The sequence below is a fragment of the Roseovarius conchicola genome, from assembly GCF_041403425.1.
Taxonomy (GTDB): domain Bacteria; phylum Pseudomonadota; class Alphaproteobacteria; order Rhodobacterales; family Rhodobacteraceae; genus Roseovarius; species Roseovarius conchicola.
On record NZ_JBGEHK010000005.1, the window covers coordinates 239509 to 254985 of the forward strand.

At 61.9% G+C, this 15477-nt stretch carries 16 protein-coding genes; 11 read left to right on the forward strand and 5 right to left on the reverse strand.

What is annotated here, in order from left to right:
* Positions 1 to 2: 2 nt before the first annotated feature.
* Genes V6N02_RS15650 through V6N02_RS15670 form a run of 5 tightly spaced genes read right to left on the reverse strand, consistent with a single transcriptional unit; the run spans position 3 to position 5848 of the window.
* Positions 3 to 1127, reverse strand: a complete 1125-nt coding sequence (locus V6N02_RS15650; RefSeq protein WP_371226876.1) for a mandelate racemase/muconate lactonizing enzyme family protein — start codon at positions 1125 to 1127, stop codon at positions 3 to 5.
* Positions 1124 to 1714 (reverse strand): dimethylsulfonioproprionate lyase family protein, encoded by a 591-nt coding sequence (locus tag V6N02_RS15655; protein WP_371226878.1) that lies wholly within the window; start codon positions 1712 to 1714, stop codon positions 1124 to 1126. Before V6N02_RS15655 ends, V6N02_RS15650 begins: the two co-directional genes overlap by 4 nt.
* Positions 1711 to 2310 carry a dimethylsulfonioproprionate lyase family protein gene (locus V6N02_RS15660; protein WP_371226880.1) on the reverse strand — a complete coding sequence of 200 codons (600 nt, stop codon included), beginning with the start codon at positions 2308 to 2310 and terminating at the stop codon, positions 1711 to 1713. Before V6N02_RS15660 ends, V6N02_RS15655 begins: the two co-directional genes overlap by 4 nt.
* The gene (locus tag V6N02_RS15665; RefSeq protein WP_371226882.1) at positions 2307 to 3392 is read right to left on the reverse strand and encodes an alcohol dehydrogenase family protein; all 1086 of its coding nucleotides are present in this window, start codon (positions 3390 to 3392) and stop codon (positions 2307 to 2309) included. Before V6N02_RS15665 ends, V6N02_RS15660 begins: the two co-directional genes overlap by 4 nt.
* On the reverse strand, positions 3389 to 5848 hold the full coding sequence (locus V6N02_RS15670) for an FAD-dependent oxidoreductase (RefSeq protein ID WP_371226884.1): 2460 nt from the start codon (positions 5846 to 5848) through the stop codon (positions 3389 to 3391). The genes V6N02_RS15665 and V6N02_RS15670 overlap by 4 nt, the downstream gene beginning before the upstream one ends.
* Before the next feature lie 70 nt (positions 5849 to 5918).
* Between V6N02_RS15670 and V6N02_RS15675 the strand changes: the two genes are divergently transcribed.
* The 11 genes from V6N02_RS15675 (at position 5919) to V6N02_RS15725 (ending at position 15396) form a co-directional block, all read left to right on the forward strand.
* Positions 5919 to 6806 carry a MurR/RpiR family transcriptional regulator gene (locus tag V6N02_RS15675; protein WP_371226886.1) on the forward strand — a complete coding sequence of 296 codons (888 nt, stop codon included), beginning with the start codon at positions 5919 to 5921 and terminating at the stop codon, positions 6804 to 6806.
* Positions 6803 to 7900, forward strand: coding sequence for an aromatic ring-hydroxylating oxygenase subunit alpha (locus V6N02_RS15680; RefSeq protein ID WP_371226888.1), 1098 nt, complete (start codon positions 6803 to 6805; stop codon positions 7898 to 7900). Before V6N02_RS15675 ends, V6N02_RS15680 begins: the two co-directional genes overlap by 4 nt.
* 45 nt (positions 7901 to 7945) lie before the next feature.
* Positions 7946 to 8581: a DsbA family protein gene (locus V6N02_RS15685; RefSeq protein WP_371226890.1), complete on the forward strand. Its 636-nt coding sequence runs from the start codon at positions 7946 to 7948 to the stop codon at positions 8579 to 8581.
* A complete protein-coding gene (locus tag V6N02_RS15690) occupies positions 8578 to 8991 on the forward strand; it encodes a GFA family protein (RefSeq protein ID WP_371226892.1) in 414 nt (137 codons plus the stop codon). Before V6N02_RS15685 ends, V6N02_RS15690 begins: the two co-directional genes overlap by 4 nt.
* Positions 8992 to 9819, forward strand: coding sequence for a hypothetical protein (locus tag V6N02_RS15695; protein ID WP_371226894.1), 828 nt, complete (start codon positions 8992 to 8994; stop codon positions 9817 to 9819).
* Between the two features lie 200 nt (positions 9820 to 10019).
* Positions 10020 to 10760: a sulfotransferase-like domain-containing protein gene (locus tag V6N02_RS15700; protein WP_371226896.1), complete on the forward strand. Its 741-nt coding sequence runs from the start codon at positions 10020 to 10022 to the stop codon at positions 10758 to 10760.
* Positions 10761 to 10778: 18 nt separating this feature from the next.
* Positions 10779 to 12221 (forward strand): aldehyde dehydrogenase family protein, encoded by a 1443-nt coding sequence (locus V6N02_RS15705; protein WP_371226898.1) that lies wholly within the window; start codon positions 10779 to 10781, stop codon positions 12219 to 12221.
* A 3-nt stretch (positions 12222 to 12224) separates the two neighbouring features.
* Positions 12225 to 12926, forward strand: a complete 702-nt coding sequence (locus tag V6N02_RS15710; protein ID WP_371226900.1) for a glutathione S-transferase — start codon at positions 12225 to 12227, stop codon at positions 12924 to 12926.
* Entirely contained in the window at positions 12923 to 14143 is a 1221-nt protein-coding gene (locus V6N02_RS15715; RefSeq protein WP_371226902.1) for a Coenzyme F420 hydrogenase/dehydrogenase, beta subunit C-terminal domain, read from the forward strand. The genes V6N02_RS15710 and V6N02_RS15715 overlap by 4 nt, the downstream gene beginning before the upstream one ends.
* Positions 14143 to 14985: an ADP-ribosylglycohydrolase family protein gene (locus V6N02_RS15720; RefSeq protein WP_371226904.1), complete on the forward strand. Its 843-nt coding sequence runs from the start codon at positions 14143 to 14145 to the stop codon at positions 14983 to 14985. Before V6N02_RS15715 ends, V6N02_RS15720 begins: the two co-directional genes overlap by 1 nt.
* A 21-nt stretch (positions 14986 to 15006) precedes the next feature.
* Complete coding sequence (locus V6N02_RS15725) at positions 15007 to 15396, forward strand: carboxymuconolactone decarboxylase family protein (protein ID WP_371226906.1); 390 nt, start codon at positions 15007 to 15009, stop codon at positions 15394 to 15396.
* Positions 15397 to 15477 lie beyond the last annotated feature (81 nt).

Sequence of the window (15477 nt, forward strand, 5' to 3'; positions counted from 1 at the left end):
GCTCATCCCCCATAGCTGGCCACAGGCGCGCCCAGCACCGACATGTCGGGTGTGACCCCAAGGCCCGGCGTGTTGGGGGCAGTGACGCCCCCGTCGATCACAGGCGCATCAAACGCGGCCACTTCGATCTCGACCATCGCGCGCGGGTCCAGCGCACAGCGCAGCAGGGGACGGGGCGTGGATTGGGCGATATGCAGGATCGCGGCAAAGCTGATTTCGCTGCCCACCGTGTCCTGAACCGACATCACCATGCCCGCGCCGGCGGCCAGCGTGCGCTGACGGATCATCGGCGTGATGCCCCCTTGTTTTGACAGCTTTAGGCCGACCCCGTCACAGGCATCCTGCGCAATCGCGTGAACGATATCCGCCTCGCTCTGGATCAGCTCATCCAGCAGGATCGGCACGGCGCAGCGGGCACGCAACGAAAGGGTCTCGCGCCAGCCTGCACAGGGGGCTTCCAGAACGAAATCAAGCCCTTGTGGCAACAAGTTCAACATCCGCAGAACGCTTTCGGGCGTCATGCCATTATTGGCATCCGCCAGAAACCATTCCCCCGGCTGGCGATCCGCCAGGCAGGCAGTAATGCGTTCGGCGTCCAGGCTGGGGCCGCCCTCGGCCTCACCCGCGCCGATCTTGATCGAATGGCCCACGAAGCCTTGGGCGCGGTGAGCGGCGACCTTGGCGCGCATCGCTTCGGGTGTGTCCCCGCCGATGGACGAGATCACGGGCACCGGTTCGTTCACACGGCCGCCCAGCATATCACAGAGTGGCAGACCGGCGGCCTTCGCGGCGGTGTCCCAGCAGGCCACATCCAGCGCACAGCGCGCGTCGCGGTGGCCTTTCAGCGTTGCCTGCATCCCCTCCCAGCGGCGATCATGGTGGCGTGGGTCAGTGCCAATCAATCCCGGGGCAAGCACGCCTATTCCCGCGCGTGTGCCCTCGGCATGGGCGGCGATGTAGGTGGCTCCAAAAGGTGTAGATTCGCCCCAGCCTTCCAGACCGCATTCAGTGGTCACGCGCGCAATCGTGGCGTCATAGCTGGTGTATTCGCGCCCACCCGACAGCCGGTAAACCCCGCCTTTGACCGGCAGGTCCACCTGAAAGATATCAATCCGCGCGATTTTCATGCGCTCATCCTTGGGCTTTCAGCAAGGCCCGCGCCGCGCCACAGAACCATGGTCAGGATGGGATCGTCGGTTGTGGTCATCGCGTGGGGTTGGTTGGACTGGTGCAGCCGGGTGCCTTGGGCAGCGATCTCGGCATCTGTCTCGCCATCGGCGTGAAAGATCGCCCGGCCCGAGACAATGGAATAGAGTTCCTCCGGCCCGTGCTGGTGACGCGGATAGAACAGCCCCGGCCCCCAATAACCAAAAGTAACCCGCGCCTGGTGCGTTTCAAAATGCCCCTCGGGGCCTGCCAGTTCAAACCAGCCGAAATTATCCAGGTAATGCCGCCCCACCTCGGCCTCGGTATAGGTATGGCGCCACTCCAGAAACGGCGCGGCTGAAAGCACGGCATCGCGCAGGGGCAGGCCGGTTTCGGTGGTGGTGCCGGGATTGCTGTGCAGGACATCAAGATGGGGCAGGGCGTGTGGCGCGCGCGGGACGTAACGCAAATCGTTGGGCCATGGCGTGAATGCCGCCATCTCGGGCAGGGCCGCTTGCCAGTCCTGTGCGGCTTGCAACAGGGTATCAAGGGCCGCGCGCTGGGTCATTCCAATGTCTCAGGGTAGGTGAAGACCGGCTTGGTCAGCAGGTCTCCGCGCCACAGCACATAGGCCATGACCGGCTTGTCATGGGTGGTCAGGGCGTGGGGCACGTTGGAGGCATGAAAGGCCGTGTCGCCGGGGCGCAGAATGCGGCTCTCTTCACCCTCCACGTGAAATTCGCCCTCTCCAGCCAGGACCAGATACAATTCTTCTGCCGGATGGTGATGCAGCGGGTAGTGATAGCCCGGCGTCTGATAGACCATGAAACCGCGCATTTCACCGGTGCCAAACGGCGCATCGCGGCCCAGAAACTCGTAGGTGCCGAAATGCGAATGCAAATGGTCGCCGATCGGCGCATCGCGGTATGTATCCCGCCATTGCCCCAGAGGCCCCGCGGCAATCAGCGCATCGCGAAAGCCTGCAAACCCGTCGCTGGTCAGCCCCGGATCGTCCTGCATCCGATCACAAAGCGGATCGTGTTGTGCGCGTACGTCTTGCGGGTGCAGTGGGTCGGGGAAGGGGCAGAAATCCTGCAACGCCGGGATCGCCGCATGGGCCGCCCGGGCCTGATCCAACACGGTGCTCCAGCGTGCATCCGTCATGGCGTCACCACGATATTGCCGGTGTGGCGCTTGTCGATGAAGGCCTGCTGGGCCTCGCGCAGGTCTTTCAAAGGATAGGTGGCCGCCAGCATCGGGGTCAGTTTCCCCGCGCTGATATAGGCGACCAGATTGTGAAACACCTGTTGGGGAATCACGGTCGATCCGGTGAAGGTCAGATCGCGCAGATAGAAGGTACGCAAATCCAGCTCGACCATCGGCCCGGCAATCGCCCCCGAACAGGTATAGCGCCCGCCGCGCTCCAGGATGTCGATCAGCCGGGGCCAGTAATCGCCGCCGACCACATCGGCAACGACGGTGATTTTCTCGTCGCCAAGGGCCGCGCGCAGATCGTCTGGGCTGCGCGGCAAAATGCGATCCGGTCCGCATTTGGCCACTTCATCGTGTTTCGCTTCCGAGGCCATCGCGATCACTCGCGCGCCGCGCAGCTTGGCCAGTTGCACCAATGCCCCGCCAACCCCGCCCGAGGCACCGGGCACCAGCACGGTGTCTTTGGCCGTCACATGGGCGCGCTCCAACATGCCCTCGGCCGTGGAATAGCTGCACTGGAACGTCGCCACCTCGGCATCTGAAAGATCGCTGTCCACCACGGCCACATCCCGGCGATCTGCCATGGTGTATTCGGCGTATCCGCCATCTTTTTCGCTGCCGAAATAGCCGGTCTTGTCCTTGTTGTCGGGATCGTCCCAATCGCGCATCCAGCCATCGACCATCACGCGTTTGCCGATCAGCCCTGCATCGGCATTCGCGCCAACGGCAACCACCCGGCCCACCGCATCGCCGCCCTGAATGCGCGGGAAGGTCAGCGGGCGACCGCCCCAGGTGGGGTCGTCCTCGTTGACCTCGCCATAAGCGCCCCCGGTCGTGGCCTCGTCCACCGCCTTGGAATACCAGCCCGTGCGGGTGTTCACATCGGTATTGTTCAGTCCGCAGGCTCCCACCTTGATCACCACGTCATCGGGACCGGGCGTGGGGGTTGGCCAGTCCTCGTGCCATTCATATTGCTCAAGCCCGCCATGGCCCATCAGAACCATGGCTTTCATTGTTTTGGGCAGGTTTGTCATGTGGTCTCCATCACCGCGTCGGTGCGCGGCAGTTTGCTTTCCGGGTCGTAGGCTGGTGCGCCAAGGATGCGCCCCCTGCGCGGTTGCCCGGCCACGATCACCTCGATTTCGGTGCCCGGCACGTTGGCATGGGGCTTGATGTAAGCAAAGGCCAGAATCTTGCCCACCGTGTGCCCATAGGCGACAGAGGCTGTCGAACCCACGACCTTTCCATCCAGCAACACCGCCTCGCCGCCATGGCCATCCTCGATGCCATCTGGGTCGATCTCAAGATAGGCGCAGACCCAAGGCAGATCGCTGGCGGCGCTGGCGCGGGTGGCCTCAACGCCCAGATAGTCTTTGTCCAGCTTGGCAAAGCGCATCACGTCGGCCTCGGGCAGGGTGACCTCGTTGGTCAGCTCTCCGGCCCCCTTGAACCCTTTCTCCATGCGCATGGCGTTCATGGCAAAGCTGCCGTAATCCATGATGCCATGGACCTCGCCCGCGGCCCAAAGCGCGTCATAGACATCCAGACAGGCCGTATCCGGCATATGGAATTCCCAGCCCAGCTCGCCCGCATAGGACATCCGAAACGCCCAGACCTTGTGGCCTGCCACCGTGATTTCCTGCGCCGAAAGCCAGCGGAACCCGGCATTGGACAGGTCCGCATCGGTGCATTGGCCCAGCACATCGCGCGCCCGCGGCCCGTTCAGTGACAGGGCCGACCAATCCTCGGACAGGGCGGTGATGGTGACATCCTCGCCCTCACGGTTATGGGTCAGGTGATCCATCAGGCGCTGCTCAAAGAACGCCGCACAGACCAGATAGAACCGATCCTCGGCCATACGCACGATGGTGGTCTCCAACTCGATCCGGCCGCGCCGGTTCAACATATGGGTCAGCGTGATCGAACCCACTTTTTGCGGCATCCGGTTGGCGGTCAGACGGTCCAGCAACGCATAGGCATCCGGGCCCGACACTTCGACCTTGGTGAAGGCCGTGACATCCATGATCCCAACGGCCTCGCGCACCGCCTTGCACTCAAGCGCGACCATATCGTGCACCTCGTTGCGCTTGAACGAATAATGGTCCTGCTGCGCCACGCCGTTCCTGGCGAACCAGCGCGGGCGCTCGTGCCCAAACACCTCTTCATAAACCGCGCCTTTTTCCTTCAGCCGTTCATAGAGCGGCGATGGCTTGATCGGACGCCCGGCAAGCCGGTTGAAATGCGGGAAGGGGATTTCGTGGCGCAGGCAGTAATCTTCTTCTGCTTTAATGACTTGCCACTCTTTGTTCGCGTAAGACCCGAAGCGGCGCGGATCATAGTCCCGCATCGAGATATCCGCCGCGCCATGCACCATCCAGCGGGCCAGTTCACGGGTCAAGCCGGGGCCCCAGCCGATGCCGATCTGCGTGCCGCAGCAGCACCAGTAATTGCGCACCCCCGGCGCAGGGCCGATCAACGGGTTGCCATCGGGCGGGTGGGAAATCGCGCCATGCACATCGCGCTGAATGCCCAGCTCGGCGAAGATCGGCATGCGGTTCAGCGATTCTTCCAGCCAAGGCATGATTCGGTCATAATCCGCATCAAACAGCCAGTTTTCGTACTCCCACGGGCAATGATCATGCCACACGGAATTTGGATTGGCCTTTTCATAAATGCCGATCAGCCCCTTCTTTTGCTCCATGCGGATATAGCCCGAGACCTTCTTGTCATCGCGGATCACGGGCAATTCTTTGTCCAGATTCTGGAACTCGGGCACCTCATCGGTCACAAAATAATGGTGCGTCATTGAGGTCATAGGCAGTTGCAGCCCCGACCATTCGCCCATTTGCCGTGCATAGGTGCCGCCCGCATTGACCACATGTTCACAGGTGATGGTGCCTTTTTCGGTCTCCACCACCCATTCGCCATTGTCGGCTTGGGTGATATTCGTCGCCCGACACTGGCGGATGATCCGCGCGCCTTTCTGCCGGGCCCCGGCGGCCATCGCCATGGTCACATTGGTGGGGTCCACATGGCCGTCATCGGGCGTGTAAAGCGCACCCAGAACCCCATCGAGATTGTAAAACGGGTGGTTGGCGGCGATGTGATCCACGGCGACCAGTTCGATATTAAACCCAAGGCTGCGCCCGACAGACAGGGTATGGCGCAGCCAGTCCATTTCGTCCTCTGTATAAGCGAGACGATACGACCCACAGCCATGCCATGTCACCGCCTGACCGGTCTCGGCCTCCAGCGCGCCGGAATAGAGGCCAATGTTGTAGTCCACGCATTTGCCCAACCCGAAAGAACTGGTCGAATGGGTGATCTGTCCGGCAGCATGCCAAGTGGACCCGCTGGTCAGCTCGGCTTTCTCCAGCAGAACCACATCGCTCCACCCCTCATGGGCCAGGTGATAGGCCAGGCCCACCCCCATAACGCCGCCGCCAACAATGACCACGCGGGCGTGGCTGGGGAATGATTTGTCCGGCATCTCGATTTCCTGTTCTGACGAGTCGTTTTCCTCTCGACAGGCTAATCGTACATCTGTACCGTCGTCAATCATGAATGACACAAATGTATCATCACAGGTTTTAGAACGCCTCACCGAAGAGTGGGACGCCTTGACGCCCGAGGCGCAGAAAGCTGCGCGCTATGTGCTTGAAAACCCTCAGGATGTTGGGGTGTCTTCGGTGCGCGAAATTGCCGAGGCCGCGCGCGTCAAACCCAACACACTGGTGCGGATGGCCCGACAGGTGGGATTCGAAGGCTACGACGATTTCCGCGAACCCTTCCGCGAGGCGATCCGCCGGGGCGCGGTCAGTTTCCCGGATCGCGCTCGTTGGCTTCAGGGTATCAGCAAGTCCGGTGACCTCGGCGGGCTTTACGCCGACCTTCTGGGGGCCGCGATCCGCAACATCGAAGAAACCTTCGCCGGGATCAGCGCCGATCAGCTGCAGGCGGCGGCGGAAACCATCTGGAACTCGCGCTATGTCTTTACCCTGGGCGTCGGCGTAAACAACTCCAACGCCCGCAATTTCACTTACTTGGCCAGCACCGGCATGACGCAGTTTCATGCCATCCCGCGCCCCGGCTCAACCGCCACCGACGATCTGGCCTGGGCGGACAAGCGTGACGTGCTGATTGCCATCACCTGCCATCCCTACCGCTCGGAAGTGATTGAGGCGGTGAAAATCGCGCGCGAACAGGGGGTGCGGGTGATCGGGATTTCCGACAGCCCGGCAAGCCCGATCATCCTGTCGGCCCATCACAGTTTTGTCGTCGCCGCCGACACCCCGCAATTTTTCCCGTCCTCGGTCTCAACCATCGCGCTTCTGGAAACGCTGCTCAGCTTCGTGATCGCCGTCTCCAGCGAAGAAATCGTCGAGCGGGTCGAAACCTTCCACAAACGTCGTCATCAGCTTGGCATTTATCAGGAGGAACCGGAATGAACGCACCCTTGGTCCATTCCCTTGACGCCCGGTATTATACCGATCCCACGATTTTCGAGGCCGAGATGAATGGCCTTTTGATGCGCACATGGCAATTGGCCGGCCATGCCAGCCAGATTCCCAATGCAGGTGACTATTTTGCCTTTGAAATCGCGGGCCAAAGCCTGTTCTGCATTCGCGGGCGCGACGGGGATATCCGCTGTTTCTACAATGTCTGCCAGCACCGCGCGCATGAACTGGTCAGCGGCACAGGCTCTACCCGCGTGGTGGTCTGCCCCTATCACGCCTGGACCTACGAATTGACCGGAGAGCTGCGTGCCGGACCCAATATCAAGGCGGTTCCGGGCTTTGATCGCTCCAAAATCTGCCTGACGGATGTGCGCTGCGAGGATTTCAACGGCTTCATTTTCGTCAATCTCGACCCCGACACCGCCCCGATGGACGACTGGTTCCCCGGTGTGCGCGAGGAACTGCGGGAATACGTCCCCAATATCGAGGCGCTGGCCCCGCTGGAATGGGTCGAGATCAAGGAAAACTGCAACTGGAAGGTGTCAGTCGAAAACTATTCCGAATGCTATCACTGCCCGATCAACCACCCCACCTTTGCTGAAGGGGTGATCAAGCCCGAAACCTACGACATTTCCCAGATGGGCAAAGGCTATGTGCTGCGCCACACAACCGAATGCCAAAGCATGGACGCGATGACCTATCCCATTGATCTGTCAGTGAAACATGCAGATGAATACCGCTCGTGGTTCCTCTGGCCGATGGTCAGCTTCCAATGTTACCCGGGCAACGTTCTGAACACCTATCACTGGCGCGCGCATGACGTGGACCACTGCACGGTTTATCGCGGTTGGTACACTGAAGGTGGCGTTGAATCGGATGTGATCCGCGGGTTGGCCGTGCAGGATCGGCAAACCACTGTCGAGGAAGACATCCACCTTGTGGAATCAGTGCAGCGCGGGTTGAACTCCAAAGGGTACCGCCCCGGCCCTCTGGTGCTGGACCCGAATTGCGGGGTGAATTCCGAGCACTCGGTTGAGACATTGCAGCGATGGATGCGCGAGGCGGTTGATATTGAGCGCGCCTAGTTTTTCGTACGAAAATCTTGATCCGCGCCAGGAGGAAACAGGCAGATGACACGACAGGTCGAAGTCTTTTACTCGCTGCAAAGCGCCTATTGCTATTTCCTGCTGGACCGGTTGATCGCTCTGCCTGCGCGAGGGGTGGATGTGATCATCCGTCCTGTCCTTGGCGGTGTGATCCGCCAACCTGAACGGTACAAAGACCGCGGCGATATTGAGCTGGCCTATTTTCAGGCCGACACCGCCCGCACCGCCGCCTTTTTCGACCTGCCTTTTGCCAATCCCGACCCGTCGCCGATCGTGTTTGAGAGCGGGCCAGGCTGGCGCGCTGCGCCGGATCAGCCGCGCAACGAGCATCTGAACCGGCTCTTTGTCGGGGCCAGTAACGCAGGGCGGGGGCTGGATTTCCTTGATCACGTGGCGCGGATGCTCTGGAACGCCTCCACCCCGGGCTGGGACACAGGTGATCACCTGGCTCATGCTATGTCCATTGCCGGTCTGGACATGGCCGAGGTGCTGGCCGCAACCCCATGGGAGGTTGCCAAACCCGTGCTGGACACCAACGCACAGGCCATGCTGGACGCGGGCCATTGGGGTGTTCCTCTTATGGTCTATCAGGGCGAGCCGTTTTATGGTCAAGACCGCTTTGATCAGCTGCTTTGGCGGATGAAAGAGGGGGCTGGATGAGCGCTCTGTCAGGCCGCTGCTTTTGCGGGGCCGTCACATATCACGCCGAAGGCCCCGTGCTCTGGTCCGGACATTGCCATTGCGACAGCTGTCGGCGCGCCACGTCCTCGCCCTTCACCAGCTTTTTCGGGGTGCCCCGTGCCTCGGTCACGTGGACAGGTGAGTTGCAAACCCACCCTACATCGGATGGTCGGGTGAAACGGAAATTCTGCCCAATCTGCGGCACCCAGATGACCTATCAATTCACCGGCTGGCCGGAGGAGACACATCTTTATTCCGCCACGCTGGAAGACCCGACGCGGTTCGCTCCGCAAGCGCATTTTCACTATGCCGAGCGGCTGCCCTGGATCGAAATCACCGATGATCTGCCAAAGTACCCCGGATCGTCCGAACAGACGGAGCCCCTCTAGATGCTGATGCCCGAAACATGGCGGCCCGAGCACAAGCTCTTCCCGCATCAGGTGGGCTTTACCTGCCCGCCCTTTGATTACGACGCCGCGCCCTCGGATTTCCTGCGTATGGCCCCTGAAACGGTGGGCGTGCATGGCTGGATGCTGCATGTGCCCGACTATGCCCATGGGCTGGATCAGCGCAAAGCGAATTTCGGAATGATGGATGAGTTCGTCCATTGCATGGCCCGCAACGGTGTGGATGTGGCCGGGCAGGTGGGCAGCAATTGGGTGCATGCCAGCGGTTTGGGCGTGGAGGGCATCCGCCAGCATTGCGAGGCGCTCTCGGACAAGCATGGTGTGCGGTTCCACATGGCCGGCTATGCCATGGTCGAGGCACTGAGGGCGTTGAATATCGAAAAGGTCGCGCTCAACGCCGCCTATCATTGGTCCGCCTGGTGGCAGGGTACCGTGGGCTTTCTGAAAGAGGCCGGGTTTGACGTGCTCTGGGCGGGGAATTTCCACGATCAGGGCTGGTTTGACAGCCAGGAGGCGGTGAATGATCATCGCTGGGTGTTCGAGGGTGATCTGGCGCTGAAAAGCTTTGAATATGTGGCCGAACAAGCGCCCGGGGCGGACGCTTATCTGATCAACGGCATGTGCAATTTCCGTTCCGGTCCTGATGGATTGCCGCAACGTCCGCTGCATCTGACAAAGGCGCTAGAGGCCGCGCTGGGCAAGCCGGTCGTGGGCCATGACACGGCTCTTTATTGGCGTATTTTCAAAGATTTGGGGGTCGAACCGGTGACACCGCAAGGGCAGTTGTTGGATAGTTTGCATGCCCCTTAAGATTGTAACTCAGCCCGGAATCGAGGCCGCAGGCCGCCGGACCATCGCCAGACCGCCCGCAAGGGCTGGCGATTTGGCCGATGGTTGCGAGGCGTTCGTTCTGAGTGCGGATTTTGCAGGGATAAAGCGCCTTCAAACTTACGTTGGATCGCCATCCCGCGGTCAGGCGACGTCCCGACTTACGACAGGATCAGAACAACATGCATAAAATCGTCGCCCTCTGGGCCATTCCCCGTTCCACCTCGACCGCCTTTGAATGGATGATGCGCCAGCGTGGCGACCTGGATTGCCTCCACGAACCCTTTGGCGAGGCATGGTATCAGGGGGAAGAGCCGCTCTGGCACCGCTACAAGCCGGGCGAGGTGACAACCCCCGGCCTGACGCTGGACAGCGTATGGGCGGATATTCAAGCCCGCGCCCAAAAGGGCCCGGTCTTCCTCAAGGACTTTCCCCATTATATCAATCACATGTGGGATGCGGACTTTCTGTCGCACTTCACCCACGCTTTCCTGATCCGCGACCCGGCCAAAACCATCACCTCGATGCATGCCAAATGGCCCGACTTTCACGAGGGCGAGGTGGGCTTTCCCGAACAACGCGCCTTGTTCGATCTGCTCTGGGCGCTGAATGGCACACCCCCGCCGGTGATCGACAGCGATGATCTGCTGGAAAACCCGCACGATATGACCCGCGCTTTTTGCGAGGCCGTGGATATTCCCTTTCTCCCCGAGGCCCTGACATGGGAGCCGGGTGGCAACCCGTCTGAACACAGCTGGTGGGATGGCGGATCGTTCCATGGCAATCTCGCCGCCTCGACCGGGCTGACCCCGCAAAAACGCAAATATGTCGAACTGGCCGATTGCGCCCCGCGCGTACAACAGGTGCATCGCCGCATGAAACCGCATTATGATCGGCTTTATGCCCATCGTATCACCGCCTGAACAAAGGATCCAATACCGATGAAATCCTACTGGCAGAACTATATCGACGGCGCCTGGGTCGATGGCGGCGCGGGCCGGGTCGACGTGATCAACCCCGGCACGGGCGAGGTTTTGGCCCAGCACGCGCTGGCCGACGAGGGCGATGTGGATCGCGCCGTGCAGGCGGCCAAGCGGGTGCATCAGTCGGGCGTGCTGACCGCGATGCACCCGGTCGAACGCGGCCGGATCGTGCAGGCCATTGGCCGCTTTCTGCTGGATCGCAAGGAAGACATCGCGCAGGTCCTCACCGCCGAACAAGGCAAACCGCTTTGGGAGGCCCGGAAAGAGGTCGACGGGGCTGCGCGCTATTTTGAGTATTACGGCAATCAGGCCGAAACCGTCGAGGGGCGTTCGATCCCGCTCGGGCAGGGCTATTTCGACTTCACCCATTACGAACCTTACGGCGTCTCGGCACAGATTATCCCGTGGAACTACCCGCTGGAAATGACCGCCCGCTCACTCTCTACCGGGCTTGCCACCGGCAACACCTGCGTGATCAAAACGCCCGAACTGACGCCGCTGTCGAACTGGATCTTCGCCGAGGCGGCCGAGGCGGTGGGCCTGCCCAAAGGCGCGGTCAATATCCTGTGCGGCTGGGGCCATCAGGCCGGTGCGGCCTTGTCGGGCCACCCCGATGTTAACCAGATCGTCTTTACCGGTTCGGTCAAGACTGGCATCGCCATCGCCACGGCGGCGGCCGCCAATGTGGTGCCTTGCGTGCTGGAACTGGGCGGGAAATCCGCGGCCATCGTGCATGACGATGCTGATCTTGAGCGGTTCGAGAATGACATCCGCTGGGGCATCTATTTCAACGCCGGGCAGGTATGCAGTGCCATGTCCCGCGTGATCGTCCATGAAAGCCGCCATGACGAGTTGGTTGAGCGCGCGGTGAAAGTCGCCAAATCCATGTCCGTCGGGCCGGGTGCGGAACGCACAGAACCGGGCCTGAACATGGGGTCCATGGTCTCGGAACCCCAGCGCGACCGCGCCGCCGCCATGGTGGCCGAGGCCGAGGCACAAGGGGCAACCGTCGCCATCGGCGGGCGCAAGATGAACATCCCCGGCGCCTTTCTGGAACCCACGGTGCTGAAAAACGTCACCCCCGACATGACCATCGCGCAGGAAGAAGTGTTCGGCCCCGTTCTGTCCGTCATGCCCTTCCGCGATGAGGCGCAGGCCATCGAGATCGCCAATGGCACCGAGTATGGCCTTGTCGGCGGCGTATTCACCCGCGATCTCGATCGTGCCACCCGTGCCGCCCAGAAACTCCGTGCCGGGCAGGTTTTCGTGAACGAATGGTTTGCAGGTGGCGTCGAAACACCGTTTGGTGGCTATGGAAAATCCGGGTATGGCCGCGAAAAAGGGCGCGAAGCCCTTTGGAACTATATCCAGACCAAGAATGTCGCCATCAGCATCCGGTAAGCCATGAAAGATTACACGCTCACCTATTGGCCCCTTCCGTTTCGCGGACAGTTCGTGCGCGCGGTTCTGGCCTTTGGTGGGGCATCCTGGGACGAGACATCGCCTGACGAGGTCGCGCGGATGCGGGCGGCACCGATTGCCGACCAGCCGGTGCCGCATATGGGCCCGCCGCTGTTGCATGATCATGAGGCCGATCTCTGGCTGGCACAATTGCCCGCGGTGCTGGGTTATCTGGGCACGCGCTTTGAATTGATGCCCCACGATCCGGCACGCGTCGCGCTGACCTACAAGGCGATTGGCGATGCCAATGATGTACTCGACAACATCACACGGATGGGCGGCGCACAGATGTGGACCCGCGGTGAGTGGGAGACATTCATGCAAGACCGGTTGCCGCGCTGGTTGCAGATTTTCGAGGAACTTGGCACGCGGCACGGGTTAACGGCCGGGCAGGGGCATCTGTTGGGAACCGGGGCGCCGGGACTGGCCGATCTGGTCACTGCCACGCTCTGGGGCACGATGACGGAAAAACTGCCCGCGCTGCGATTGCTGCTGGAGGTCGAGGCCCCGACCGTGGCGGGGTTGTGTGAGCGTATCAATGCACATCCGGCGTTGGTTGCGATGCGGGCCGATACGGATGCGCGATTTGGTGACATCTATTGCGGGGGTCATATCGAGGCTTCAATCCGCGAGATGCTGGCATGACGACCACGCCCCAATCCGTGCGCGCTGTGGTGGAAAACGGCCTGTGTATCGGTTGTGGCTTATGCGAGGCGCTGGCCCCTGACCGCTGGACGATGACCATGACCCGCGAAGGACGGCTGAGACCGGCCCCGCGCGGCCCGGAGGCGCCCGATGCCGATGTCGCTATTCTGGCCGCTTGTCCCGGCGTGGTGGCCGAGGCCGAGGCGCGAGGCACCCGCCATGATTCCGTCTGGGGCAGTTACACCCATATGGGCGAAGCATGGGCAGGCGATCCGGACACCCGCTTTCGCGCCGCCACAGGCGGGGTGCTGACCGCGCTGGGCGTGCATTTGCTGCACTCGGAACAAGCCCAGTTCATCCTGCATTGCGCCGCTGATCCCAAGGCCCCTATGCGCTCCAGTTGGGTGATGAGCGACACGTCCGAGCAGGTGATCCAGCGCGCCGGGTCCCGCTATGGCCCAACCAACACGCTGGCCGGGCTTGAGGCGGCGCTGGCGCGGGGCGAACCCTTTGCCATCATTGCCAAACCTTGCGATGCCGGGGCCGTGCGGGCACGGGCCAAATCCGATCCTCGCCTTGATCAGTTGCTGGTTGCCGTGCTGGTCATGGTCTGCGGCGGGGCCTCGGATCTGGGAAAATCACAGGCCTTGCTGGACGAATATGGCGTTCACGAGGACGAGCTCAGCGTCTTTCGCTATCGCGGCTATGGCAATCCGGGCCTGACGCGCGTGGAAACCAAGGACGGTCGCGCGTTCGAGAAGACCTATCTTGACCTCTGGGCGGACGAGGCCGGGTGGCGCATTCAAAGCCGGTGCAAAATCTGCCCCGACGCGATTGGCGAGGCGGCCGATATCGCCGCCGCGGATATCTGGCCCGGTGGCGCGCCCGTGGGCGAGGATGCAGGCTTTAACGGCGTGATCACCCGCAGCCCTGCCGGACAGGCCCTGTTTGAAAGCGCCGTGGCGGCAGGCGATCTGGTTCAGGGCCGCGATCATACCCCCCGTGACTACGATGATTTCCAACCGCATCAGGTGTCCAAGAAACGCAGCCTCGCCGCCCGTCTGCGCGGGCTTAGCGGGGCAGGGCAGCCTGTCTACCACCACAAGGGCCTGCGGATTGACGAACTGGACGCCAAGGACGCCGCACAAGAGGCTGGCACCTGCGAGCGGGCCAGGATCGGCAAGTTCTGCGAACCCATGCCAGAGGCGGATGAGTAATGCAGAAACCCTTCACCCAGGATCAGGCGCGCGGGATGCTGATCGGCCTCGCCGTGGGCGATGCGCTGGGCACCACGTTGGAGTTTGTCCCGCGCGAGTCCGTCAGGCCAATCACGGAAATCGTCGGCGGCGGTCCGTTTGGGCTAAAACCCGGCCAATGGACCGATGATACGTCCATGGCCTTTTGTCTGGCACAGATGCTGCGTTCGGCCAATGGCTGGGACGCCGAGGATGCCATGCGCCGCTTCGTGAACTGGCGCGATTTCGGCTATCTGTCGTCAACCGGCACCTGCTTTGACATCGGCAACCAGACCAGCGCGGCGCTGGATCGCTTTCTGGCCGATGGCAACCCCTATGCGGGCCCCACGGACGAGGCACAATCGGGCAATGGCGGCATAATGCGGCTGGCCCCCGTCGTGCTAGCCTACGGTGCCCGGGCTCAGGCGGCGCAGGCCGTCGCCCAGTTGCAAAGCCGCCTGACCCATGCCAGCCCGCTGTGCCAACGCATCGCGGCCAACATGGCGCAGTTTATGACCGAGGGCGATGTCTCAATCCTGCCACGCCCCGATGGACCGCCGGACGAGGCGTCGGGCTATGTCATGCACACAATCCACGCCGCCTATTGGGCACTCACGCAAGGGAAGACCTTCCGCGATGTGCTTCTGGCGGCTGTCAATCTGGGCGGCGATGCGGACACGGTTGGGGCCGTTGCTGGCCAACTGGCGGGCCGCATCTATGGCTATGAGGGCATCCCGCAAGGCTGGCGCGATATCCTGTGGGATCACGATAAACTTCTCAGCGCGGCGGATGATCTTTATGCCCTGCGCCCCATCGACATCTGAACTTTGAGTAAAGGAAATCCCATGAGCACATTTGACGAAGACCTGTTTCTGAAAGGGCTGGAGCAGCGCAAAGGCACGCTTGGCGCGGACTATGTGGAAAAGAACCTCGCCGCCGCCGATGACTTCACCCGCCCCTTTCAGGAGGCGATGACGGCTTGGTGCTGGGGCTTTGGCTGGGGTGACGATGTCATCGAGCCGAAAACCCGCTCGATGATGAACCTCGCCATGCTGGGCGCATTGGGGCGCAGCCATGAATGGGAAATCCACTGCCGCGGCGCGATCAATAACGGCGTCAGCAAGGAAGAGATCCGCGCCATCGTGCATGTGGTGGCCATCTATGCGGGCGTACCTCTGGGGCTGGAGTGTTTCCGCTCGGCGCGCAAAGTACTGGAAGAGAAGGGGATGCTCTAAGCCCTTTGCGGTCATCCCCGCCCGCGCGGAATCAAGGCCGCAGGCCGCCGCGCGATCGCCAGACCGACCGCAAGGGCTGGC